Raw genomic sequence first — 24,017 nt, 5'->3', positions numbered from 1 at the left:
TCAATGAATAATATTAAGAAAAAAGCAGGTAAGCGTGCGGTGCTTTTTATCCGGCCTTCGCCCTTTTCCGACCAGCGCGTTGAATGGTTTTATTCCATTAATAAAGACATTCAGGCCACAGGTGAACTTTCAGGTATGGCCAGCATTAACAGGCTGAAGGAATATGCTGCAGCAGGTGATGTCATATTGATCCTTCCCGGCGAGTTCGCAGTATTTCACACTGTTGATATACCCGGTGCCGGAAAAGTAAGAATGAGCCGCCAGCTGCAGAAAGCTCTGCCCTACTGGCTGGAGGATAAGATCCCAGGCGAAGTCGACGCACTGGAGTGGCTGCGGGTTAATGTTGAGCCTCCCTTCAGTATGCTCGGCGTGGATAAAGCGGTGTTGCAGGCATGGATCAGTTGGTTTACCGAAGCCGAATTACCGCTGCATCGCATCGTGCCGGATACGCTTTGCCTCCCGGTTCCCTGTGACGAGGAGTGGAGCTGTGTTCAGGATGGTGAGCGATGGGTTATCCGTCAGAATACGGGGAGCGGCATGGTGCTTCATCGTCAGTGGCTCTCCGCCCTGTCTGGCGATCTCCCTGTTGCAAAGGTGTACGGCGTCAATACCGGGATGGCGCTTCCGGCAGGATGGTATCCGGTTATAGCGGGCAATACGCTTGAGTGCCTGGCGGCTCACAGTAGCAGCACGACGGTGAATTTACTTAAGCAGCCGGTGGGTGTCAAAAAAGGCGTTCTGTTTAAGGGTTGGAAATATACGGTACTACTGGCAACCCTGGTTTTGGGAATGCTCTGCCTGTCGCTTTTTCTACGTGGCTATCAGTATCAGCAGGCTGCAGAACGGATGGAAATGCAATCTCAGGAATTATATCGGGAAATCACGCAAAGTAAGCGAAAAGTGAGCAATCCTAAATTCCGACTGATGCAGATAGTTAAAAATAACGAGCAAAAGCAGCAGCAGCAGAGTGGCGTGATGCAGTTACTGAATATCCTGGCCGTCGCCAGTGATGCTGAGGCTGGGATCGTTATTCATTCGATCTGTTATGACGGCAATCAGGACGCATTATTTATTGAGGTACCGCGTGAAAATGCCGAAAAGCTAAGTAACGGTCTGGAAGCCCTGTCATTAGTCGTTCGCACAGCAGAGCCGGAGCTGAAAGCACATCATGATCCCCAGACGGTGTGGCTGCAAATGGACAGACAGAAATGAAAGAGAAAATAATCGAGCGCTGGAAGGCATATTCCAGCAGCGAAAAAGGCGCCTGTCTGGGGGTGATAAGCGTTGCGGTTGTGGTGTTTATCACTTGTGGTGTCGTTAGCCCGTTGAAAGAGTACGCTGACAGCACGAATAAAAGGATGATTAAGGCTGAAGAGGATTTGCAATGGATCGCTCAGCAAAAAAACCTTTTGCTTAAGCTAAGTGGACGCCGCGCCGCAAATAAAAGTCCAGACCCTTTATTAACCTCTGTTAACCAAACTATGATGAGAAACGGCATAACGGCCATCATTGATGATCACTCTCCGCAGGAGATAAAGTTGCAAATAGCGGCTATTCATTTTAGCCATTTAATTAGCTTTATGAATGAATTACAGGAAGAGTCTGGGATTGAGGTTCTCCAGCTAAATACAGTGGCGCAAAGCGATAAGGATGATGTCGTGAGTGTAACTGAGTTGGTGTTAAAACATGGCCAATGATGGGTGCTTCAGGACGTCAGCGCACCGTTGAAAGAAAGGACACGTTAAATGGATTTATTCGCAGAAATTGCGCGGGACCTGCCGGTGCTCTGGTGGGCAGGACTGGCGACAGTGGGACTCTGTGTCGGCAGTTTTTTAAACATGCTGATCTATCGTCTGCCGCTAATGATTTCCATCGCGGAACAGAGAGCCGAAGAAAGAATAGCCCCTTACGCTTTCGCTACTCAGCTTGAAACGCGGCAGGAAAGGGGGGTATTTAACCTGTTAATACCGGCGTCACACTGTACCTCATGTCGCACCCCACTGGGCTGGAGGAATAATATTCCACTCTTAAGTTGGCTATTGATCCGGGGAAGAAGCCGCTGCTGCAATAAACCCATTAGCATTAGCTATCCGTTGGTGGAGTTAGTCACTGTGGGTGTGACGCTGTTCTGCGCCTGGCTGTTCCCTCCAGGCCTTGCGCTAGTTGGAGTACTACTTTTCAGCTGGTTACTGCTTGCACTGGCTGTTATCGACGGCAAGACCTGGCTGCTGCCGGATGCCTTAACCTGGCCTCTGCTATGGATGGGGCTACTGTTTAATCTGAACGGTCAATTTGCACCGTTGGAGGATGCAGTTTTAGGCGTGATAGCCGGTTATGGTTTGCTGTGGTTATTTAACGCGGTGACATCATCCCTGGTGAAAAAAAATTGTATGGGTAACGGGGATTTCAAACTTACAGCCGCTCTCGCTGCGTGGAGCGGCTGGCAATGCCTGCCGCAGCTGCTATTACTGGCGGCAACGCTGGGAATACTCGCCATTGCACTCGCGCATTTAGTGTATAAAAAAAACCTCAGTTCCGCTATTCCGTTCGGGCCTGCTCTGGCCGTAGCTGGATGGCTACAGGTAACGGGGGTCTTAACTACGGGATAGCAGGCTAGTTAATAACGGACAGCGTTTTTTAAACTTAAGGAAAAGAATAATGACTCACAAAAAATACTTATTTAATTTCTGTGCGGCATCTTTAATGTTGCTGACGGTGACGGGGTGCCAGCAAAGCGCCAAAAAGTTAAATATTACATCAGTCGCCGAAAGGCCTGAAATCGAGCAGCAGGTCCAGCAGCTGTCGGCCATTGTGGGGGGAGGGTATTACCTGAAAGCAAAATGTCATCGCAGTGACCTGCCTTCAGGGGAGAAGATGTTGTCCAGCATCCTTGAACTGGCTAAGCAGCGCAGCTGGCCGGTGGATGCCGCAGAGTATCAGCAGCTGGCTGAAAAGAGTGAGCACATCTATCAGGCCCTGCTCACTGACAGCACTCCAATAGAGCAGCAGTGTCAATATTTCAACCAAAAAATTAGCGGGTATTTTCACGGTTAATACTTCTGAAGAACTACACCGCCCCTGGAGCTCATCCCATTATGAAATTTCATTGGTCATTATGACGTAAGGCAGTGCTCAACGTCTTCACGTACGTCGTATACGCTGCGTTTTTTTGCCTGCAACCATTACTAATGGCATTGGTTCTTAATTAACAGGCCTTGCATAGTAATCTTTCTAACTTAAAAGGATAAACATTTCATCGCCGAATAAAAACTAATAAGCTCTCTTTTTGGTCAGTAGATAAGATAAAAAATGATCTTATCTGTACTTAAAAAGTGGAATTTATAAGGAGTATTGGGATGAAACATGCTTTGAATTTGGTAGCCAAACGTATTGCCATAGCGGTTTTAATAGGAAGTGCTTCAACGGTCGTCGCCTCTGCCAATGATGGAACAATTACCTTTGAAGGAACCATTTCGGATGCGACCTGTGAGATTTCGGGTGGGGATGACGCTTCGCCAAACCAGGGGCCAGACTTTACCGTCCGGTTGCCTAATGTTAGTACAACAGCACTCGCAAAGGTCGGTGAGCTGGCGGGCGACACTCCCTTTTATATTAATCTGTCTGGAAGCCAGTGTCCAAATGGTAAAGTCGCAAATGTAATTTTTGAGCGTGCGCAAAGTACCAATATTGATACCACAACAGGAAATCTGAAAAACCATACCCTCGACGGTGCGGCAAAAAACGTTCAGGTTCGTATTTTGAATGTTGATAAGAAAAATTTAAACCTGAATCAGGCTAATAATAATCATCAGCCAATAAAAATTTCTGAAAATAAGGCTCAGTTCAAATACTGGGGACAGTATATCGCGGTTGGTGGTGCAACTAAGGCCGGTACTGTAAAAACTGACGTCATCTATTCAGTTACATATAATTAATCCAGTTCGGGGGTATTCATCCCCGATCATTATTCCTTTGGTTTCCTATTTATACCAGGTGAAACTTATGAGAACTCTCTATAAGTTGATTTTACTATTAACTATAATTTATATACCTTCATCATGGTCGGTAATCCAGGTTATGCCAACCAGAGTTATCTTGTCCTCTGATGCTAAGGAGGAAACTTTTGTGGTGAGGAATACGGGGGGGGCTCCCTCGTTGGTACAAATCTGGCTATCTAAAATTGACTATGATGGCATGGATATCAGGGACGATGTGCCTTTGTTTATTACCCCTCCAGTGGCACGTATAAATGCTGATAAAAACAAAGTCTTTCGACTTTTTCAAATGAGTGACGCCAGCACGAACTTACCTTCAGACCGCGAAAGTGCATTTTGGATAAATATTTTCGACGTCCCCGCTACAGCTGAAGAAGATGTTAATTTAAATAAACTTAGCATTGCCTTTCGCACGCGTATCAAAGCTTTTTATCGCCCATCAACAATTAAAAGTACCTTAATTGAGGGGGCTAAAAATATGAAGTGGACAGTTGAAGAAAAAGGGGATCGAGTGGTGCTGACTACAATGAATAATAGCCCATATCATATTTCCTTTGCTAATATCTCTCTTTATAACGGTGATGAAAGCCAGGCAGAGCTACCTGGAGAGATGGTAGCACCTTACTCTTCAAAGAAATTCATTTTTAAAAACGTAAAATGGCAGGGAGATAAAAAGGTAAAATATAACTATATTTCCGATCTTGGAGCATTTATAACTGTAGTATTCAAATCATGAGGCGCCACTCTAAAGCAAACATAAAAACACTGGCTACATTAATTCTAGTTACTGTTTGCGTACCCGTTTCCACATCCAGCCAGGCACAAAATTCCTTACCGGAAGAGAATAAGAAAACCAGAAAGAAACTAAAGTTTAACACGGCGTTTATTAAGGAATTTAATAGCGATATTGATATTTCATATTTTGAAAATGATGACCTGCTATTACCTGGTGTCAGACCTGTAGAGGTGGTGATAAATCAAAGGAATCTTGGCGTTCATGATATTAACTTCATTAGGTCGGGAAGTGAGATTAATCCATGTGTGCCTGTTTCATTTTTCGAAAGTGTTAACATTAATAAATTAGCGCTGCCTGAAGGTTGGCCAGAGCAACATTGTGTGGATCCTTCCACTACGCTTACCGGCGCCAGGGCGATATATGACTACGACAGTGAAAGGTTAAGCATCACCGTGCCGCAAAAATATCTGTCCACTCTTCCTGAAGGTTATATTGATCCTTCCCGGTGGGATGAGGGAATAAATGCATTAAGCGTTAATTATTCATTAACAGGATCTAATATAAACTATCGCGACAGTAGAAAAGCAAGTTCATTATATTATGGTAATTTGCTTTCAACCTATCGAAATGGACCATGGCGTTTTACGACCTATGATAGTGTCAGTGGCGGCAGCGAGCAAACCAATCGTCTGAACCATATGCAGGCTTATGCACAAAGGTCAATTGGATCTATTTTTTCACAGCTATCACTGGGCGATCTGAATACGACGGGGGAAGTCTTTGATAGTACTTCATTACGGGGGGTAATTTTAAGATCCGATGACCGAATGCATCCCCGGACGGTAAAAGGATACGCGCCACAGGTGCGTGGAATAGCCAACGGTAATGCAGTAGTCACGGTCAGGCAAAATAACATTATTATTTATGAAAAAAATGTTCCGCCCGGCGAGTTTATATTTAACGATATCGCTGCCATGGGTTATGGAAGTGAGTTAGAGGTAACAATTAAAGAGAACGACGGTAGCCAGCGCGTGTTTTGGGTCCCTTATAGCAGCATGCCTCAATTACTGAGGAAAGGTTATTACCGCTATTCACTTGCGACGGGGGAGGTACGTAGCTATGGCCTTGCTGAAAGACCTCATTTCCTTGAGTCGCAGATACAATACGGCGCGAGCAATGCGGTAACCATGTATGGCGGTTTACAAACGGCACTCGAAAATCAGTATTCGGCAGTAAATAGTGGAATGGCAATTAATACCCGATTAGGTGCGCTGAGTGTGGACGTTACCAAATCCTGGTTTAACAATGCTGGCGAAAAAAAGAGCAAAAAATCTTTCGCCAACGAGTCTTTATTCAAGTTCGGGCTGTCCAAAAGAATAGATCAAACTGATACGAACTTTGATGTTATTAGTTATCATCTTGCCGGAGACAACTATTATTCCTTAAATGATGCAGTGATAGTATCTGACCAGCGTAAGCATGGAAAGAGTAAATGGCACCCAGAGAAATTTCGCCATCGACTGGAGATAACGGTATCACAACTTTTCTCACCGGGATGGGGTGAGCTTACCGTATCGGGGTGGTTACAGAATGGTCAGAAAACAGAAATGTCAGACAACTCCAGATCCAGTTTACTCGTTGGTTACAGAAATAACTTAGGGGTTGTGAACTACAGCGTAAATATAAACAAAACTTTACTCGAAAACAAAAAAAGCGATACGGCATATTATCTAAATCTGAGTGCGCCTTTTGGGTCACCTGATAAAAAAAGGCCGACGATCAGAACGTCATTAAGTTATTCCAGCGATGAATCGAAGTTACGAGTGGGAGTCAATGGAACTCACCAGGGAGAAGAGTCCTCATCTTTCTTTAATACCTGGTTCAGCCAGTCCAGTAAGTCGATGTCAAATTTTGGTATAAATACAGGCCATACCGGAACGGCACTGCAAAAATCAATTGGCTATGGTCAGGGTATGAAATATTACTCAGCTTCTGCTTCGTTGGGCGGTGGATTTCTTATTCATGATAATGGCGTTGTGTTTGCACCTTATGTAAGCGATACAATGGCTTTAATTGAGGCACCAGGGGCAACAGGAGGAAATATATTAGGTAATAAAAAAGCAAAAATAAATTCTGCTGGCTATGGGCTTGTCTCTTATATCTCCCCTTTTGAGGAGAATATGCTGACTTTGGATCTTAAAGGCACTCCTTTAGGATTTGATTCGGACGAAAACAGTAAAACCGTTATTCCTACCGCCGGGGCAGTAGTTAAAGTGCCGATAAAAAACAACAGAGTAAAAAGTGTTATCGGACGTTTGAAATTGAGTAGCGGCCGTTATGTACCCTATGGATCCCGTCTTTATGATGAAAAGGGTGGTGTTACCTCAACCGTTGGTCAGAGCGGGATTGTCATATTTCCTGTGTCCGATCCTAATGAACCTCTGATTGTTAAATGGAATGATCGTGGGATAAACAGAACGTGCACCGTCCATCCATGGGAAAGCGAGGGTAACAAGCAAAATAGTCAGGACAAAGCACTGACGTGTAAAAGTTTCGAGGATGAGAGCAATAAATCATGAGGAAATGGATGAAATATATTATGGGCGTCATAATACTGCTGGGTCTGGCGCCCTCGATTACGCTTGCTAACTGCATAGCAGGGGGGGTACCTAATATTTACCTACCCTCCCAGATAGTCACGCCCTCAGAGAAAGGAAGTGCAGGAACGGTACTGTACAGATACGAAACCCTGGTTCCCAGAATTACCTATACCTGCGGTAACAGGGAAAACACAAGCTGGTATTCTTCATTTTCACGTCCCGAAATGGGAAAAACCAGCATTTCCGACGTATATACTACCGGTATAGCCGGAATTGGTATCCGCCTGAAATGGCCGGTTTCGCGGAGCGCAAATAGCTGGGTGCCAGGTACGTTTTCATGTATGGGGAACTGTATTGAACCTGCTGATAAAATGCTGATTGAAATAGTACAGACTGGCAATACCTCCAGCGGTACATTACCTGCCGGGCCTTTAGCTTCAGTGAGCTTTTCTGCTGACAGTAGTCCGCTCGATCGTAAATTGCTTATGAATATTTATCTTGGTGAGATAACGGTCAATGTACGTTCCTGCTCTATTATCGCCAGCAATAATAATATTGATCTTGGTGATTATTCATTAGCTGATATTAAGAAAACCAGTTTCACCGCCGCTAAAAAAGACTTTTCCATCACTCTGGACTGCCCATCATCCTCATCGGCAAAGATTAAGTTCGACGGAGCTCGTGCCTGGGGGCAAAGTATGGGAGTACTGAAAACGTCAGATAATGAAGTCAATAGCGCCAGGAATGCCTTCGTAAAACTCTATACTAAAAATTCAGTTACCTCCCGCTACAGTGAATTGGAGTTGGGCGCTGATATCATATTTGACCGTTCGAGTAGCTTCACGGGTACGCGTACTGCTAATTATAGCGCTGAAATGTATTTTTCGGACGCACTGCGTGACCAGGTCACCGCAGGAAATGTTAGTGCGAGCGTAGTTTACACCCTAACAATAAATTGATTTCAGGAAGATTTCTTATGAAAATTAACAAGGATGTCGCATTATCCGTCCTGCTTATGGCGGGCATTAACATCAGCCATGCCGCTGAATTAACGGCACCAGAAAGTCAGGCTCAGCGAAATATTGATCAGCTGCAACGTGGTGAAGAGAAAAAGTTTATTGAGAGTGAAATTCAGAGAGAAAGAAAAGTACAGGAAGGGGAGGGAAATAGTCAGAATGTTACTGACGATAAGGGTGTTATAAGCACTCACCTTTTCACTATAGATGAAATAGTCGTGACGGGCGATGAGCGTTATGAGTTTTCACCTGAGAGAAACGCCATTATAGAGCCCTGGTTACATACTAAAATGGGCCAGGCAGAGGTCCTTTCGCTGGTTAAGGATTTGACTAATTTTTACGTTAGTAAGGGGTATGTTACGACCCAGGTGACTATCACTCCCGGTTCTTTGCGAACGAAGAAGCTGGTGCTTAAAGTCCTGTGGGGGAAACTACTGGGTTTTTCTCATAACAATGAGGAACCAGGCTGGCGAGAGAATATGAGGTTATTCAGTGCAATGCCTTTTTCCGCGGGAAAAATAGTCAATATCAGCGATATTGATCAGGCACTGGATAATCTTTTGCGCGTGTCTTCAAAAGACAAAATGGATATCGTTCCTACAGAGATTACAGGTTTTTCACGTATTAACCATCAGTCACAATGGATTTTCCCGTTGTCTTTTCATGCTGGGGTAAATAATTCCGGTTATCGTGATTCAGGTTGGTATCAAAAATATCTCAGTGCATCGCTGAAAAATATATTAGGGATGAACGATACTTTCAACTATTACTTCGCCAGAAATGACCTTGATGCCAAAACTGATAGTCAGTCTTCTAAAAGTTTTTCATTCAATTTTCCTTTAGGCTATTGGCTGTTTGACACCAATTATTATCACTCTGAGTACATGAAGGTTATCGGTGGTAACTTTGGTGGTTACATGAGTGAGGGTAACTCTCAACGGTTATCATTGAAAACCAGCAGGACCATCCTGCGTAATGCTACTGGCAAAACCAGCGCGTACCTGAAGGTGGAAAAAAAGAAAAACGAAAACGCGATCTTTGGCTTTCCTATCGCTGTGTCCAGTAAAGACTATACCAGTATTAATGCCGGCCTTAACTGGGTCGGGAGCCTGCTTGGTGGCTGGAGCTATATGGATATGAGTATGACCGCAGGTGTTCCCTGGTTTAACTCCTCCTGGACAAACGATCCGGACCTGCGGGGTTTCGATATTAATTATAAAAAATACAACGGTACTCTGACCTGGAACAGGCGGCTGGCATCTACTGAAAGCGGTCGTTTTGCCGTCGAATATGAACTTAATTCAGGGTTCCAGTTCAGTAATGACAGTCTGGTCAGTGATGTTAAATATAATATTGGTGATGAATATACGGTGCGTGGATATAAGGAGAGCAGCGTAGCTGCCGAACGTGCAGTTTATCTTTCCAGTACAATGAAATTCCCTGTTCAGATTCAGTTTGCCAGAGTGTATCAAATCAGCCCTTTTGCTGGGTTTGATATGGGAATGGCCCAAAAAAATTGCCCCGGGGGAGTGAACGTCTGCGATCGGGATTATATGAGTGGCGCAGCTGCGGGAATTAAAATGTCCGGTAAGGATTTCAGCTCATCATTTACCACAGGCTGGCCTGTTAAAAAACCCACCTCATTGAAAGAAACGCGGGTGGATAACTACACGCTGTATTTCAATGTTGATGTCGGTTTTTAATGCACTACAATTAAAAGGATTTTATTATGAATAAGAAAACCCATTCCAGATTTAATTTTCAACGGTTGAATACCCGCCTCACCCCATTGGTATTAGCTATGGCGGGGATTATGCCTGTGTCAGTTTCAGCTGAGATTACCATTGACAATACAGAAAAAAACAGGCCTTCAATAGCTGGATCTGCCAACGGTACTCCAACAATTAGTATTAATGATTCTGGTAATAACGGTGTTTCACACAATAAGTACCATGATTTTAACGTTGGTAAAGAAGGGGTGATCTTCAACAATAGTATCCGCGATGGTGTATCTGAAATTGGTGGCTACGTTTTAAAAAATGAGCAGCTAAAAAACGAAGCCAGGGTTATTTTGAATGAAGTTACCGGTGCTAAGGGTAGCCATCTTAACGGAACGATGGAAGTTTTTGGCGGAAGAGCTGACCTTATCATTGCAAATGAAAACGGTATATCAGTGAATGGCGTATCCACAATTAACGCCAATAACCTTACGCTGAGTACCGGCCGGGTCAATCTGGACCAGAATGGTAACATTCAGCTTGCAGTTGAACGCGGTAACGTTTCAATTGAGGGTGCAGGTATCAATACTGCGGGGCTTTCCTATTTCGATATTATCAGTCGCACCGCAGCCCTGAAGGGCGAGATTGCTGGCAATGCCGATCTAAAAATTCTCACCGGGCTAAATGATTATGATACTGGTTCGCGAACTCATCACGTTCGTAGCAAAGGTGGCAAAGATACGCCTCAGTTAGCAATTGATGGTAGCCATCTTGGATCGATGTATGGTAACAGGATCCAGTTAATCAGTAGTGAAAGTGGCGCAGGCGTTTCCCATTTGGGTAGCATTGCAGGTAACAATAGTATTGAAATTAGTGCAGATGGCGATATCATCCTGACGAATATAACATCTAAAAATAATGATGTCACCGTTTCGGGTAAGAATATCGCGCTTAGCAAAAATTCCAGCACCGGCATAGGGGGCATTAGCGCACAGGGAGATATTATTCTCGACGCGTTACAGGGGATAATATTGCATGCGGACGCTATTGCAGAAAGTGGAATAATCAGAATCAATGCAGGTTCTTTATTACAAAGTGCTGCCGCGCTGTTAGCGAAAAACACCTCTCGTACTAACAGTGATATTCCAGCTATTGAAATTAACGTTCGTGGCGTATACAAAATAACCGGCGAACTGTATGCGCTCGATCCCGTCAACAATCAAAAAATAGATAACGCGCAGGTAAAATTGCTAAATGGTAAGTATGTGGTGATGGTGGGCTCCCGTACAATCGACAATGCGCTAGTGATGTCTGATGCGAGCGTGACGACCAATAGTGGGGGTATGCTTATCAGGGCGACTTCCCTCGAGAATGAGAGCGCTATCATCACTAACCGCAAAGGGAACCTTGTTTTTAATCTTGAAGATACCCTGATAAATAATGGTTTGGTACAGGCTAATGGGTCGATTGAACTGAAAGGCAGGCGCCTTAAAAATAGCGGTATTTTCAATACGTCGGGATCCACCCTGTTAACTCTCGGTAAGTTAGATAACAGTGGATCGCTTTATGCCAGTCACCTATCTATTACCACCGACGAAATTGATAATAAAGGGTTAGTCATAGCGGAAAACGGAGATCTCAAACTACAGGTAAACGGTGAAGCCGACGCGCTTAATTCCGGGCTGCTTCAGGGAAAGAATACGCTGATAAAAACCTCAGCCAGCCTCATTAACGAGGGAAATATTGTGGGTGAAAGCTCACTCGCGATTAGTGCCGACAAGCTTAAAAATCATCGTGAGATAGTCTCTCATGGTGATCTTGATTTAGTTCTCGATACTGCGCTTTCAAATACGGGAGAAGGAGCACTACTTTCGGCGAAAGAAAACCTGACCATAACGGGTAAGGACAAAAAACTCATCGTTGAAAATAGTGAGGGTGCTACGCTGCAGAGTCAGCAGGGAAACATTACTATCAATCACGTGGGATTCCTTACTAACAATAATGCCAATGTTATTGCTGATAAAAATTTGAATATTGCAGATGTTGATGGTGTTGTAAACAGTAATGGTCTCTTTCAGGGGGCGGTAGTAGATATTATTGGTCTTTCCCGCCTGGATAATATTGGTGAAAAAGCACGTATTATCGCCGGCCAGCAATTAAAAATGGCAGATGTACAGCATCTTGAAAACCGCGCCGGCAGCATCAGTTCTGACGGTAACATGATGCTCGAGCGAATTGATTCTCTTTTCAATAATGCTGGCCAGCTGGCATCACGAAACGATCTACACCTCTCGCAGATTGACCTCCTTAGAAATAGTAACTCATCGACGTTATCTTCGCTTTATGGCAAGGTTTTTTTTGACACGCTAACTAACCTAAATAATATTTCTGATAGTGTCATTGAGGCTCAGGGCGGTATTGTATTTAAAAATATTAAAGGTTTAAACAACGCTGAAAATTCTGTTATCCGGTCTCTACGCGACATGACAATTGACAGTATTGAAAAATTTACTAACGCGGGGCAAATTCTGACCAGCCTGCAGCTGTTAATGAATGGCGTTGACAGGCTAATAAACAAAGGCGAGTTTGCTCATATTCAGGGCTTAAATATTGCCCTTGATAATATATCAGAGCTAATCAATCAGGGTGCTGCTGCAATCGTTGCACAGGAGCGGTTAAATATTTCTGGAGTTAAAACCTTACTCAATGAAGGAATGGCACTCTTTCAGGGAAATATAGTCGATATCCAGGCTGCCGTAATAAAGAACCGAGACTATGGCTCAGTAATTATCGCAGATCATTCCCTTAATATCCAGGCTGATAGTATAGACAATGCCGAAGAGGGGATGATATTTTCTGATAACACTCTAAAAATTAAAGCCGGGATTCTCAATAATCATGAAAACAGTGAAATCGCGGCAGGGAATTTCACGATCGATGTGGGTGAGTTGCAAAACAGTGGTATCATTACTGCCCAATCCAAAAAGGTAAATAGCATTGTAAACACTGGTGTCTTCGTTAATACAAAAGGTAAAATTATTAGTGAAGCTGACTTAACCATAAAGGCAACTTCGTTTGATAATAAAGAGGGTACTCTTTATGGTAAAGACCTGCTGAATGTCATTTTATCACAGCGATTTAATAATAGTGAACAGGGCACCCTGGCATCTTCAGGAAAACTTTCATTAACCACAGACGATATTATTGATATAAATCAAAGCATAGAATCCTGGGGTTCTGTTTTTCTCTCTGGTAAGGAAATCAATAATAACGCCAGTATTATCAGTGCCAATGATATTTATCTCTCAGCCATCAACGTTATCAACAATACTAATTCACTTATCTATTCGATGAAGGATTTAGTCATTGAGGCTGCCGGGACGATATTTAATGCAATAAGAGGTAATATTTTGACTCAGGGGGATATGAGTCTGAGTGCTAACAAAATACATAATCAGGCAGGTGTGATTCGGTCCGAAGGTGATATGTCACTTGATGCCGATTTAATTCATAACGAAAGTATCTATAAAAACGAAGGTTGGGATTTTGGCCCATTATCCGATGGAAGTTACCGAACCTCGGATCCGGACACGGCTTATAACGAAAAGTATACAGCGACAATCAGCCTTCCCGCCATGTCATCTGACCTTGCGTTGGATACAAAAGCTGAAATCTCCTCTGGAGGTAAAATGTCTATCAATCAGAAAGCATCTACGGCTGGAGCTCTGTATAATGAAGGAGGGCTAATTCAATCTAAAGGAAATATGTTAATCCGTGGAGATGTCACTAATGCCCCTAAATATATTTCTGCATCCTGGTATGATTATCTTGGATATAAAAATTCAGGGGGGTTGCAATTAGTTTTTGAAGAGTATCACTCTTCAACTTCCAATATTGCTTATCTGAAATTTAAATCAATGTATCAGGTTTTGGACTACATCTACGGTAATGGCAAGCCGTCCGAGGTTATAGGCTCGGTGACAAAAACTCATGATCATGCAGCCGGTAACTTTCATAATTCTCTTAAGGGGCTTGCTGGCTCACATTCTCTGTTAAACATGATGATGAACTCACTGTTTGGACCACAATGGAAGGCCTCTAAATTTAAAGAGTTAAAATCTGCGTGGTCACTTCTTACTGCAAATAACAACCAATCTTTGATTGGAAAGAAAAATTACTTTACACCTGCAGATAAAGCTGCACTGATTATTGGTGGGGACTTTACTCATAAAGACGGTGGGTTCAATAATGGTATTGCTCCTGAACTTGCAGAGGGTAACAACCCGCAAAAAAATACTGTCGTAACAGTAGAAGTTGGTGGCCGCGAGGTCAATACTATAGAGGAAAAGTACCAGGTTTTTTCAAATAAGAAAGACATTGAGGAGATCAAGGTTGGTATCAGTACGCTTCCTGTGCTGAGTAATCTAATTGAGATTAAAGGTTTATTCGAAAAGTCACAGTCTTTTATTAACAGAGATAATGCCAGCGTCACATCGGGTAATGGGCCAGTAAATAAAATTATTCCTATGTATGAAACTCGGCCTGAGATGATTGATCAAAGTCAGTATTATGGTTCTGACTATTTCTTTGAAAGGTTGAATTATGATCCTGATCAACCCGTTATTGTTATCGGTGATAACTATTTTATTACCGAGCTTATTCGCAGGCAGCTAAATGACTCAGTAGGGAGTTATTATGCCGTGAAATATAATGTTGAAGGCGCCGATCTTGTTAAAATGCTTTTTGATAATGTGGCAGCGGAAATTTCAGGTGATGAGTTTTCTTCTTTCGTTATTGGTCAGAAGTTGACTGACGAACAAAAGGCATCGTTGGATAAAGATATTGTCTGGTTTGTTACTGAAAATGTTGATGGTGTAGATGTTCTGGTCCCGCAAATATATCTCGCGGCCAAAACCATCGATGAAATTAAAACCTCAAATGAGACAGGCGCTGCCATTGTTCACGCAGGTGGGAATGTTAATGTTGATGCGGAGTCCGTTAATAATATTAACGCTGTTATTAGTGCCGGTAATGATATTTCCCTGGTCGCATCTGGTGATATAAATAATGTTACAAATGGCATGAATGCAGGTATTGTGGCAGGTGGTTCTCTTGAGTTGAACAGTAAGCTCGGGGATATTACCAATCACGGTAGTGAGCTTAGCAGTGGTAAAGATATTATTATTTCTGCTGATCAGGGTAGCGTTGACATTATGGCCAGTGTGGGAAGTGATACTGCCGGGAATCAACAAATTGGTTCCTATCAGGATGATATTACCGCAGGCGGAAATATCATCATCAAGGCTGAAGATATTTCCGTAACAGGCGTTGGGATTAAAGGTGGAAATAGTAGTGACAGTGAAATTCGTCTTACCGCCACAGAGGGGAATGTCAATTTCAATGACATCCATGAAGTAACATCATCTTATGAGAAGACCACCGAGAGGGCCGACTTCTTAAATTCGCGTGTGACTGAAGTAGTGACATCTTCTGCCACCTCGGTGACCAACTCGGTCAATACCGGTGGAAAATTTATTGTTGAAGCGGCGAAAGATACTGTATTTGTCGGCGGTGAATATAATGCGGGTAGCGGCAGCATAACGGCGGGCGGAGATGTTATTACCAAAACTTCTCAGGATCATAATTATTCAAAGACAACTGTTACCGAAACCTCATTTCAGGTTGGCGCAACCAGTAATGTTCCCGGGATGGACGCCACCCTTGATGGATATAGTGGACTGGATGGTGCCTACTCCAGTAGTACGGATCAATATTCTAGCGGAGGTTCACAGTCGCAAACCAACAACTCGCATGGTAAACGGCCGGGCACTGCACCTATCTCTTCAAGCGGAGGCTTTTATGCCGGGGTCAAACAGACAACGTCTGTCGAAACTGAATCCTCATTGACTAATAAAAACGCTGATTTTAATTTTACGGGCGGTATGGATATCAAGGCAGGAAATACCCTTGATATCGGTGGAGTAAACCTGGCCAGTGGTGAGAATGCAACGATAAATCTGTCGGGTGAGAATGTCATCTCCACTAAATATGAAGATGTGAAACAGGTTGATTCGGAGTACAGCGAAACGTTTATTGGTATTAAAGGTGAAGGCCACAGTTCGATAGTGGATGTCATTGATAAGTATACTAATATAGTCAAAGCGGATAATGAGGGTAAGGAAATTGATGCTGGCAGAACTGCCGGGCAGGTTGCGGGCGACATATCCAATATTATATTCAATGATACGGTTGGAGGCTCTGTTAGCATTGGTGTGTCGCATGATACTGAATCTTCGAGCGCTACGACCACGAGTGAGAATATCAACACCATTAGCGGTGGGGCAGTCAATATTACTTCAGGAAATGATACCACTTTAAAAGGCGTTCAGATTGGGGCAAATGAGGTCACGGTCAGTGCAGGTGGCGATTTTAGTTTGAGTTCAGCTGAAAATACTTACAGTGAATCGTCCTCAACAACCTCTCATAATGCTGGTGTTTCAATAGGCGGCAGCATTTCGCCAACCGGTAGCGGCATTGGCGCTTCAATTGATTATTCGGGGTCAACCTCTGATAGCAGTCTTCATGCGACCTCGCACAGTAACTCCACCATCAACGCCGGTCAGATCACGGTTAACACGGGTGGGGATATGACCGTTAATGGCGGTAACATTGTTGCAAATCAGGCCGATCTGAGTATCGCCGGTGACCTTAATATCTCATCTGTACAGGATACCTATAACGAGACTGCCAGTCGTGAAAACTATGGTGGGTCGATTGGTGCATCAATATCGACCAGCGGGATACTCCCCAATGTTTCGGCGCATTACGGCGGAGGGGGTGAGGAACACGATCGGAACCTCACCGCTCAGCAATCGGGTATTCATACGACGAATGAGGTTAATGTGACTACGGGTGGCGATCTGAATCTCGCGGGTAGCCATATTATTTCGGATAGTAAGACGGGTTCTGTCGCCGTTGGTGGAGCGATAAATGCAACTGATATGATTGATAACAAAGATGAAAGTGGCATGTACCAGGGGGGCGGAGGGGGTATCAGTAAAAATGGTACTGTAACGGTGAGTTACTACAATGACACCATTGATGAAGTTCGCTATAAAGAAGAGCAGCACAGTACGATTAATGTTGACACCGGTAACAGTCAGTTGAACGGAAAGCTCAACACCAATGCTGATAAGCTCTCTGAGGTAACGGAAGATCGGGTTGTTGCTGGAAATAATATTTCTGCAACCGTTAGTGCCACGGTACCGAGTAAAAAGCCTAAGCCGGGCAAAAATGGGGATGATGGCACGCAAACCCCGTCATCATCCGTTAACAACGGTAGTACTGACAGTTCTAACACAGTACCGGCTACAACTCCCGCTACTGGTGCTAAAACCCCCGAGAGTAATCCTGCCACCCCGGCAGGCGGTAACAATAGTGGGGGGACTGGGAAGCCATCTTTCAGTGTTGTCGACGGCCCGGGCAGTTCAAGCGGTGTAGTGGGCAGCCTGCCCAAGCCTGGATCCCCCTCATCCGTTAACAACGGAGGTAATAATAGTACTATCAAAGTACCGGGTAATAGTCCCTCGACTGGTGCTACGGCCCCCGCGACTAATCCTGCCACCCCGACAGGCGGTAACGGTAAGTGGCCGACGGTGACGCCACCATCCGGTTTTGTTGGAGGTCCGGGTAGTTCAAGCGGAGTAGGGGGCGGACAGCCCAAGCCAGGCTCCACGCCATCCGTGAACAACGGAGGTAATAACAGTGCTAACAAAGTACCGGGTAATAGTCCCGCTACGGGTGCTAAAACCCCCGCGACTAATCCTGCCACCCCGACAGGCGGTAGCGCTAAGTGGCCGACAGTGACGCCACCCTCCGGTTTTGTTGGAGGCCCGGGCAGTTCAAGCGGAGTCGGGGGCGGACAGCCCAAGCCAGGCTCNTAAGTGGCCGACAGTGACGCCACCCTCCGGTTTTGTTGGAGGCCCGGGCAGTTCAAGCGGAGTCGGGGGCGGACAGCCCAAGCCAGGCTCCACGCCATCCGTGAACAACGGAGGTAATAACAGTGCTAACAAAGTACCGGTTAATAGTTCTTCTAATGGTGCTAAGGTCCCAGCGGCTAATGCAAAGGCGCCTGCTACCGGTGCTAAGGTCCCTGCGGCTAATGCAAAGGCCCCAGCAACTAATCCTGCCACCCCGACAGGCAGTAACGGTAAGTGGCCGACAGTGACGCCACCCTCCGGTTTTGTTGGAGGCCCGGGCAGTTCAAGCGGAGTCGGGGGCGGACAGCCCAAGCCAGGCTCNTAAGTGGCCGACAGTGACGCCACCCTCCGGTTTTGTTGGAGGCCCGGGCAGTTCAAGCGGAGTCGGGGGCGGACAGCCCAAGCCAGGCTCCACGCCAGCCATTAACACGCGCAGTGAAAACTGGAAAACCCTGATAGATAATAAATCGATTACGCCTTCCGCTTCTGGCGGCAATAACAGGTAACACTTAAGCCCGGCGCGCAGACTGAGCGAACCGGGCTTACTTCTCAACGTGTACAACCGGTATCCTCAGGCTGGTCATGGCACGGTTTTACCCACGACATCATGCCCATCGGGATCCTCCGATCGCTAAAAAGATCTTGTCATCAACAAGCATAACGTTCATAATCCCCTCCATTCCGAAACAGGGAATAGAGAGACCGTTTAAAATCAAAGAGTTAGCGAGAAGTTGCTGATTTTTTCCACGGATAGTCTCTTTCACAATTCAGATCGTATGCGGGAATAGCTCAGTTGGTAGAGCACGACCTTGCCAAGGTCGGGGTCGCGAGTTCGAGTCTCGTTTCCCGCTCCAAAAAAATGACGAAAAGCCTGACAGACAGATGATTTATCCACAGCGGTAATTCAGCTGTGCTTCGCTTTTTTTGCCATTTATAAATACATCATTCACAGAGTTATCCACAGGTTAGCCGCCGCCCTGCATGGCTTCCCGAACAGGCATCTTTTTTACATCTTTTGATAACCACATGAATTAATTACTATAAATAATATTTCAATTTGTTATCACGATCCCTTGTGCTTTCTGTGACAGTTGAATGACAACGACTTTTTATTTTTATTCACAGCATGTGGAAAACTGTTCCGGTGGCCTGAGCGACACCTTCGTTGTCAGGCATCACGCGGTAGTCCTTTCTCAATCGACCTGAGCAGGCGCTTATGACGCGCCGCCGTGATTTCTACTGCATTTTGCTTCCTGCTTTCTAACTGACGCTCAACCGCCCACTCAATATGCTCATCCAGCATCGCGTTCTCGCCTCGCCTGGCGACAAGCGCGTCAAGATTCTCCCGCGCCCAGGGGGCATTGCCCAGCGCAACGGCGATGTTACGCAGCCAGCGCAGATGGCCTATGCGCCGAATGGCCGAGCCTTCCGTTATGCGCAGAAATGTTGCCTCATCCCAGGCAAAGAGTTCGGTGAGGGGAGGCGCATGCAGCACCGCTCGCGGGCTAAAGTCTTCTTCATCCGTTAACTGACCGTAGCGATTCCATGGACAAATCAGCTGGCAGTCATCGCAGCCGTAAATTCGGTTGCCAATCAACGGCCTGAACGCTTCCGGGATCGCGCCCTCTAACTCAATGGTCAGGTATGAGATACAGCGGCGCGCATCTACCTTGTAGGGTTCAACGATAGCGCCTGTAGGGCAGGCAGTCATACAGGCAACGCAGCGGCCGCATTGATCCTGCTGGGGGCTGTCTACGGGAAGGGGAAGGTCAATCAGTAACTCGCCAAGAAAAAACCACGAGCCTGCTTCCCGGTTGAGGATCAGAGAGTGTTTACCGGTCCAGCCCAGTCCGGCCCTGGCCGCCAGCGGTCTTTCCAGCACCGGCGCAGAGTCAACAAAGGGGCGAAAATGCGCGTCAGTACAGTGCTCGCGGATCAATTCTCCAAGCTTTTTCAGTCGATTGCGCAATACTTTGTGATAATCACGGCCAAGTGCATAGCGGCTGACGTAGCCAAGCTGGGGGTTTTTTAGCGTACTGGCGAACGCAGCCTTCGCCGGAAGATAATTCATGCGCACGCTGATAACCCGGAGAGTGCCGGGAAGTAGCTCGTGAGGACGCGCGCGCATCATGCCGTGGCGTGCCATCCAGCTCATCTCGCCGTGATACTGTTTGTCCAGCCACGCCTGGAGACGAGGCTCTTCCAGACTTAAATCGGTATCGCAAATGCCGACCTGTTGAAAACCGAGGGTCTGCCCCCAGTGCTTGATATCCTGGGCGAGTTGAAAAAGATCAAGAGGATGTGACATGAGTAACCTGAACCAGCAAGAAAACATCGCCAGTTTACCCTATTCCGTCTGGCCTGTAGAGGCGCTATCCCACCTTGAGCAGCAGGGGGCGGATGCGCTGGGGCTGACGCTGTTTGAACTGATGCAGCGCGCGGGAGAGGCCGCCTTTGCTAAAATCCGCAGCCTGTGGCCCGATGAGCAGCACTATTTAATCCTCTGCGGTCATGGCAATAACGGCGGTGATGGCTACATCATCGCCCGGCTGGCGCAGTCAGCGGGATTAACAGTCACGCTGATCGCCTGCGATGGCAGCAAACCGTTACCGGCGGAGGCCGGACAGGCGCGCGAGGCCTGGCTGGCGGCTGGCGGCATTGTTCACGATCCCGCGGTAGCCTGGCCTGAGAACGTCGGAGTGATTGTCGATGCGCTTTTAGGCACCGGCGGTAATCGTCCCCCTAAAGCCCCTTATGATGCGCTAATCCAAAAAGCTAATGCTCACCCGGCACCGGTTTTCGCCGTCGATGTGCCGTCCGGGCTGGTCGCCGCTACGGGTACGGTTCCCGGTGAGGTTATCTTCGCGGCTCACACGCTGACGTTCATTGCACTAAAGCCCGGCCTGCTGACCGGAAAGGCACGCGATGTGGTGGGCACGCTGCATTTCCATGCGCTGAGCCTGGATCCCTGGCTGAATGAGCAGCCTGCGCCCATTTCGCGCTATGACGCCAGTGCACTTTCTCGCTGGCTGAAACCGAGGCGGCCCACGTCGCATAAGGGCGATCACGGTAAGCTGGTGATTATTGGTGGCGATCGCGGGACGGCAGGTGCGATCCGCATGACCGGCGAGGCCGCATTACGCGCCGGAGCCGGCCTGGTGCGAGTGCTTACTCACAAAGATAATGTTTCCCCCTTACTGACCGCCCGTCCCGAGCTGATGGTGCATGAGCTTAGCAACCAGAGCATTGACGAAGCGCTGGAATGGGCCGATGTCATTGTGATTGGACCGGGCCTCGGGCAGGGCGAATGGGGCAAAAATGCTCTGAATAAGGTAGAAAACTCTCAGAAACCCATGCTTTGGGACGCGGATGCACTTAACCTGCTGGCAATCAGTCCGGATAAACGTCAAAATCGGATTATTACCCCTCATCCCGGCGAAGCGGCACGATTGCTGAATGTGAAGACCAGCGAAATTGAGAGTGACCGCTTACATTCCGCGACGCGTCTGGCAAAACGCTACGGTGGCGTGGTAGTACTAAAAGGTGCCGGTACGCTGATTGCCAGCGAAAAGGGCGAAATGGCCATTGCCGATGTAGGCAATGCGGGGATGGCCAGCGGCGGTATGGGTGACGTACTGTCGGGTATTATTGGCGGTTTGTTAGGACAGAAGCTCTCACCGTATGAGGCGGCCTGTGCAGGATGCGTTGCGCATGGCGCAGCCGCTGAAGCCGTGTCCAGACGCTATGGTACGCGGGGAATGCTAGCGACCGATCTGTTTTCCGAGCTCTATCTGTTTGTTAATCCTGAGATGTTGAATAAATAAGAATGAAGACCTGTGTAATCACATTGCCCGATGAGGCAGCAACTCTCGACCTTGGTGCCAGCATGGCCCGATTCTGCACGGCAGCGGCCACTCTCTATCTGTATGGCGACCTCGGCGCGGGTAAAACCACTTTTAGCCGCGGTTTCCTCCAGGCGCTGGGGCATCAGGGTAATGTGAAAAGCCCAACCTACACCCTTGTTGAACCCTATATTCTGCCGAACCGCCGGGTGTATCACTTCGATCTCTATCGCCTTGCCGATCCGGAGGAGCTGGAGTTCATGGGCATCCGGGACTACTTTACCGGCGACAGCCTCTGCCTTGTCGAATGGCCGCAGCAGGGCGCTGGCGTGCTGCCGACGCCGGACATTGAACTTCATCTTCGCTATCAGGGCGACGCGCGTGAGGCTGAGATTACCGCCTGTTCCGCAACGGGTGATGAAATTGTGCGGCAGCTTGCCGCAGAGAAGGGCTGTTAATGATGTTACGCATGAAGATGGGTCTGATACTGGCCCTGTTATTCAGTACATTCTCCACCCTGGCCGCGAATTTGTCGGATATCAACGTCTCGAACGGCAACAGCAAGGCGACGGTGACGCTCAATTTCAGCGGGCAGCCGATTTATGCTTTTTTCCCGCTGCACAATCCTGACAGGGTGGTGCTGGATATCCGTCAGAGCGGCGTGATCAAGGGATTACCCCTGACTTTTAGCGGCGAAAATATCGTTAAGCGCATTCGCTCCAGCAAGCCGGTAGATGGTCAGAGTATTCGGCTGGTGTTTGAGCTGAATCAGAAGGGCAAGACCCGCGCGATAACCCAGCGTAGCGGCAGCAGCTACAACGTAATATTTACCATTTCAGGTACGCAGCAGGCGCCGCCAGCCGGTCAACAGGCCACGATAAGTCACGCTTCGCGCACCGCCTCCCCGAGCCGGGTGACCGCCGCTGAAAATCCGTTTAAGTCGAAGTCTGTCACGGTCGTCAGCAGCAGTAATACCGTCCTGCGGCCCGGTGCAAGTGCTACCGCGACCAATGACGCGGTGATCGTGGCCATTGACGCCGGGCACGGCGGACAGGACCCTGGCGCTATTGGCGCAGGCGGATTAAAAGAGAAGAATGTCACCATTGCTATCGCCCGTAAGCTGAAAGTCCTGCTGAATGAGGACCGGATGTTCAAAGGCGTAATGACCCGCGATGGCGACTACTTTATTTCGGTGATGGGCCGCTCCGACGTGGCGCGCAAGCAAAACGCTAACGTGCTGGTGTCTATCCACGCCGATGCGGCCCCGAATCGCAGCGCATCCGGGGCTTCCGTCTGGGTGCTGTCTAACCGGCGTGCCAACAGCGAGATGGCGGGCTGGCTTGAACAGCATGAGAAACAGTCAGAGCTGCTGGGTGGCGCAGGTGACCTGCTGGCGAACAGCCAGGCCGACCCTTATCTGAGTCAGGCGGTGCTGGATTTGCAGTTTGGGCACTCCCAGCGCGTGGGCTATGACGTGGCGGTCAAAGTGATCGCTCAGCTACAGCGCGTGGGTTCGCTGCACAAGCGCCGTCCTGAACACGCGAGCCTGGGCGTTCTGCGATCGCCGGATATTCCTTCCCTGCTGGTGGAAACCGGCTTTATCAGTAATCCTTCGGAGGAGCGACTGCTTGGCAGTAGCGCATACCAGCAGAAGATTGCCGAGTCGATTTACAAAGGACTCCGCAACTACTTCCTGGCGCACCCGCTACAATCGGTCCCAAAGGAGGAAAACCGACCGCTGCAGTCCGCAGCGGCGGTTAACGTCGAACCGATACCTGCTCCGGCAAATACGCAGTATTCTGGGCCTACTCAGCGCCATGTGGTAAAACGGGGCGAAACGCTTTCCGGCATTGCCGCGCAGTATGGCGTGAGCATGGCGACGCTGCGCACCCTGAATACGCTGAAAAGAGACGTGGTATGGGTTGGACAGCGCCTTAAGGTTCCGGCGGGCAGTCAGCTTACCCGCGCCAGCAAGCCGAAAAGGGTAATGCGCCACAAAGTGGTCCGCGGCGACTCACTGACCGCGATTGCTGCACGCTACGGCGTCAGCCCGGGCACCATCATGCAGGCCAATAAAATGAAGTCGCAGAATGTGATGCTGGGTCAGACGCTCACGATCCCGACCTCGTAA

Annotated in this window: 14 protein-coding genes and 1 tRNA gene; 14 read left to right on the top strand and 1 reads right to left on the bottom strand. The window is 47.3% G+C overall.

Annotated features, from left to right (window positions below):
* Positions 1-3: 3 nt before the first annotated feature.
* The 11 genes from gspL (at position 4) to A1830_RS07920 (ending at position 18,898) form a co-directional block, all read left to right on the top strand.
* Positions 4-1,212 carry a type II secretion system protein GspL gene (gspL, locus tag A1830_RS07970; RefSeq protein ID WP_067704217.1) on the top strand — a complete coding sequence of 403 codons (1,209 nt, stop codon included), beginning with the start codon at positions 4-6 and terminating at the stop codon, positions 1,210-1,212.
* Positions 1,209-1,697, top strand: coding sequence for a type II secretion system protein GspM (gene gspM, locus A1830_RS07965; protein ID WP_067704214.1), 489 nt, complete (start codon positions 1,209-1,211; stop codon positions 1,695-1,697). The genes gspL and gspM overlap by 4 nt, the downstream gene beginning before the upstream one ends.
* A 48-nt stretch (positions 1,698-1,745) precedes the next feature.
* Positions 1,746-2,609: a prepilin peptidase gene (locus A1830_RS23675; RefSeq protein WP_067704211.1), complete on the top strand. Its 864-nt coding sequence runs from the start codon at positions 1,746-1,748 to the stop codon at positions 2,607-2,609.
* A gap of 49 nt (positions 2,610-2,658) precedes the next feature.
* Entirely contained in the window at positions 2,659-3,054 is a 396-nt protein-coding gene (gene gspS / locus A1830_RS07955) for a type II secretion system pilot lipoprotein GspS (RefSeq protein ID WP_067704208.1), read from the top strand.
* A 302-nt stretch (positions 3,055-3,356) separates the two neighbouring features.
* Positions 3,357-3,935, top strand: a complete 579-nt coding sequence (locus A1830_RS07950; protein WP_067704205.1) for a fimbrial protein — start codon at positions 3,357-3,359, stop codon at positions 3,933-3,935.
* 67 nt (positions 3,936-4,002) lie between these two features.
* Entirely contained in the window at positions 4,003-4,731 is a 729-nt protein-coding gene (locus tag A1830_RS07945) for a fimbrial biogenesis chaperone (RefSeq protein WP_067704202.1), read from the top strand.
* Positions 4,728-7,310, top strand: coding sequence for a fimbria/pilus outer membrane usher protein (locus tag A1830_RS07940; protein ID WP_073980972.1), 2,583 nt, complete (start codon positions 4,728-4,730; stop codon positions 7,308-7,310). Before A1830_RS07945 ends, A1830_RS07940 begins: the two co-directional genes overlap by 4 nt.
* Before the next feature lie 8 nt (positions 7,311-7,318).
* Complete coding sequence (locus tag A1830_RS07935; protein WP_067704195.1) at positions 7,319-8,290, top strand: fimbrial protein; 972 nt, start codon at positions 7,319-7,321, stop codon at positions 8,288-8,290.
* A gap of 17 nt (positions 8,291-8,307) precedes the next feature.
* Entirely contained in the window at positions 8,308-10,050 is a 1,743-nt protein-coding gene (locus tag A1830_RS07930; protein WP_067704192.1) for a ShlB/FhaC/HecB family hemolysin secretion/activation protein, read from the top strand.
* Between the two features lie 26 nt (positions 10,051-10,076).
* The gene (locus tag A1830_RS07925; protein WP_067704189.1) at positions 10,077-18,008 is read left to right on the top strand and encodes a two-partner secretion domain-containing protein; all 7,932 of its coding nucleotides are present in this window, start codon (positions 10,077-10,079) and stop codon (positions 18,006-18,008) included.
* A gap of 814 nt (positions 18,009-18,822) precedes the next feature.
* Positions 18,823-18,898, top strand: a tRNA-Gly gene (locus A1830_RS07920).
* Between the two features lie 314 nt (positions 18,899-19,212).
* Here the strand turns inward: A1830_RS07920 and queG are convergent.
* The gene (gene queG / locus A1830_RS07915; RefSeq protein WP_067704186.1) at positions 19,213-20,352 is read right to left on the bottom strand and encodes a tRNA epoxyqueuosine(34) reductase QueG; all 1,140 of its coding nucleotides are present in this window, start codon (positions 20,350-20,352) and stop codon (positions 19,213-19,215) included.
* On the opposite strand from queG, the gene nnr reads away from it, so the two are divergent.
* From nnr to amiB, 3 genes are read left to right on the top strand one after another with little or no spacing between them, the layout of a single operon-like run.
* Positions 20,351-21,868: a bifunctional ADP-dependent NAD(P)H-hydrate dehydratase/NAD(P)H-hydrate epimerase gene (gene nnr, locus A1830_RS07910; RefSeq protein WP_067704183.1), complete on the top strand. Its 1,518-nt coding sequence runs from the start codon at positions 20,351-20,353 to the stop codon at positions 21,866-21,868. The two genes, queG and nnr, sit on opposite strands and share 2 nt — an antisense overlap.
* Positions 21,869-21,870: 2 nt before the next feature.
* Positions 21,871-22,344: a tRNA (adenosine(37)-N6)-threonylcarbamoyltransferase complex ATPase subunit type 1 TsaE gene (gene tsaE, locus A1830_RS07905; RefSeq protein WP_067704180.1), complete on the top strand. Its 474-nt coding sequence runs from the start codon at positions 21,871-21,873 to the stop codon at positions 22,342-22,344.
* Positions 22,344-24,017, top strand: a complete 1,674-nt coding sequence (gene amiB / locus A1830_RS07900; RefSeq protein ID WP_067704177.1) for an N-acetylmuramoyl-L-alanine amidase AmiB — start codon at positions 22,344-22,346, stop codon at positions 24,015-24,017. The genes tsaE and amiB overlap by 1 nt, the downstream gene beginning before the upstream one ends.

It is taken from the genome of Erwinia sp. ErVv1, from assembly GCF_900068895.1.
Taxonomy (GTDB): domain Bacteria; phylum Pseudomonadota; class Gammaproteobacteria; order Enterobacterales; family Enterobacteriaceae; genus Erwinia.
The sequence above is the reverse complement of the archived record's forward strand: the minus strand, read 5'-3'. Positions and strand labels throughout refer to the sequence as shown.

Excerpts from the sequence above, each read along its gene's own strand:
- amiB (WP_067704177.1), top strand. The coding sequence starts at position 22,344 with ATGATGTTACGCATGAAGATGGGTCTGATACTGGCCCTGTTATTCAGT.
- gspS (WP_067704208.1), top strand. The coding sequence starts at position 2,659 with ATGACTCACAAAAAATACTTATTTAATTTCTGTGCGGCATCTTTAATG.
- nnr (WP_067704183.1), top strand. The coding sequence starts at position 20,351 with ATGAGTAACCTGAACCAGCAAGAAAACATCGCCAGTTTACCCTATTCC.
- A1830_RS07935 (WP_067704195.1), top strand. The coding sequence starts at position 7,319 with ATGAAATATATTATGGGCGTCATAATACTGCTGGGTCTGGCGCCCTCG.
- gspM (WP_067704214.1), top strand. The coding sequence starts at position 1,209 with ATGAAAGAGAAAATAATCGAGCGCTGGAAGGCATATTCCAGCAGCGAA.
- A1830_RS07950 (WP_067704205.1), top strand. The coding sequence starts at position 3,357 with ATGAAACATGCTTTGAATTTGGTAGCCAAACGTATTGCCATAGCGGTT.
- queG (WP_067704186.1), bottom strand. The coding sequence starts at position 20,352 with ATGTCACATCCTCTTGATCTTTTTCAACTCGCCCAGGATATCAAGCAC.
- A1830_RS07930 (WP_067704192.1), top strand. The coding sequence starts at position 8,308 with ATGAAAATTAACAAGGATGTCGCATTATCCGTCCTGCTTATGGCGGGC.
- A1830_RS23675 (WP_067704211.1), top strand. The coding sequence starts at position 1,746 with ATGGATTTATTCGCAGAAATTGCGCGGGACCTGCCGGTGCTCTGGTGG.
- A1830_RS07945 (WP_067704202.1), top strand. The coding sequence starts at position 4,003 with ATGAGAACTCTCTATAAGTTGATTTTACTATTAACTATAATTTATATA.
- tsaE (WP_067704180.1), top strand. The coding sequence starts at position 21,871 with ATGAAGACCTGTGTAATCACATTGCCCGATGAGGCAGCAACTCTCGAC.
- A1830_RS07940 (WP_073980972.1), top strand. The coding sequence starts at position 4,728 with ATGAGGCGCCACTCTAAAGCAAACATAAAAACACTGGCTACATTAATT.
- gspL (WP_067704217.1), top strand. The coding sequence starts at position 4 with ATGAATAATATTAAGAAAAAAGCAGGTAAGCGTGCGGTGCTTTTTATC.